Origin of the sequence: Psychrobacter sp. ANT_H3 (assembly GCF_027919975.1) — a bacterium.
In the GTDB taxonomy this organism is placed as follows: Bacteria; Pseudomonadota; Gammaproteobacteria; order Pseudomonadales; family Moraxellaceae; genus Psychrobacter; species Psychrobacter maritimus.
Genome location: NZ_JAQISM010000051.1, coordinates 1 through 1,395, shown reverse-complemented (window position 1 = coordinate 1,395; position 1,395 = coordinate 1). Strand labels below are relative to the sequence as shown.

General features: G+C 38.1%; 2 protein-coding genes. Both read right to left on the bottom strand.

Features of this window, described 5'->3' with window-relative positions:
* A partial coding sequence (locus PG901_RS13560) for a helix-turn-helix domain-containing protein (protein WP_271134697.1) occupies positions 1-391 on the bottom strand: 391 nt, incomplete at its 3' end.
* Positions 392-820: 429 nt separating this feature from the next.
* On the bottom strand, positions 821-1,267 hold the full coding sequence (gene mscL / locus PG901_RS13555; RefSeq protein WP_173240477.1) for a large conductance mechanosensitive channel protein MscL: 447 nt from the start codon (positions 1,265-1,267) through the stop codon (positions 821-823).
* Positions 1,268-1,395 lie beyond the last annotated feature (128 nt).

The window sequence follows — 1,395 nt, the reverse complement described above, 5'->3', positions numbered from 1 at the left end:
GTCTCACTTGTGCGAAATCCTGAATACTGGCGTTGGCTTTATCCAGCGTTCTGTTCAACTGTCCTATCTGCTGCTGATAATTTTCAATTAACTTTTTTTGATCGCTTACTTGTTGGCTGAGATGTTCATTCTTGAGCTTTTCAAGCGCTAATTGGTGTTCAATGTCCGTATTGTACTGAACACTTTGACTGTTCAGAGGTGTACTTTGGACAGTGTTCACTGAACGTTCAGTACGTTTTTTAGAAATTGGCTCACCGAACACTCGCAACATTTCCGAAACGTCTATTTTCTTGTCTGCCGTTCTAGAAAGCTCACCATCATTGACTTTCTGATAGATCGTGGTTCTTGATACACCCCATTCTTTTGCCGCTTTTGTCACCGATATGTTCATTGTTCACCTAGTGTTCAAGTACGTTTTTAAAGACTGTACAGTGCAACTGTCCAGAACGTTCAGTGAACAACTATGGCACTAACCCGTCTATCAGGCAAATTATAAATAAACTGCTGTGTAAATCAGACGTTTAGTTATATAGCACTTACTTTATCGAACAAATATAGGGTATTATTAATGCTTGAAAACAGTGTTTTGGGTATCAAAAAAAGTAGGTTTTATGAAAAAAGTTATTCTAAGTATGGCGTTATCTCTCTTTGGCTTATCTGCTCAGGCAGCAGTTATTGTCACTGATAGAAACTAAAAGGACTGAGTCCTGTACTAGTACAGGACTCAGTCCTTGGGGTAAACTAAACCGTCCAATATTGGGGGGTCAGTTCAGATGGGCTCCTTTTTTCATTCTATTAGAGCATCTCAGGTTAGACTCTTTTATTTAGTAACATTCGTATTGCTAAGCTTAGCGCTAATCTCACGAAGTAACTGCACTTCTTCTGAAGGTTTTTCTGGCACTTCTTCCTTTACTTCATCCGCACGACGTAATCTATTGACCATCTTCACCATCATGAAAATGATGAATGCTAAAATCAGGAAGTTAATAAGTACCGTAATAAAGCTACCATAAGCTAATACAGGAACGCCTGCTTCTTTCAAGGCGTCATAAGTCATAGCAATACCTTCAGGCACATCGCCTAATATCACAAACATATTCTTGAAGTTGATTTCACCGCCAGCAATAAAGGCGACGATTGGCATCATGATGTCTTCGACTAACGATGTTGTGATGGTTCCAAATGCACCACCAATAATGACACCGACAGCTAAGTCCATTACATTACCTTTTAAAGCAAACTCTTTAAACTCAGATACCATACTCATAATTTCTCTCCTAAAAATTTTTGTCTGTAAGTAGATCGGCGTGTAAATATACGATTGAAAACTGGATACATTGATAATGATCGAACAGCACAGTATTTTAATAAATTCTGTTTGGTTATATATAAAAA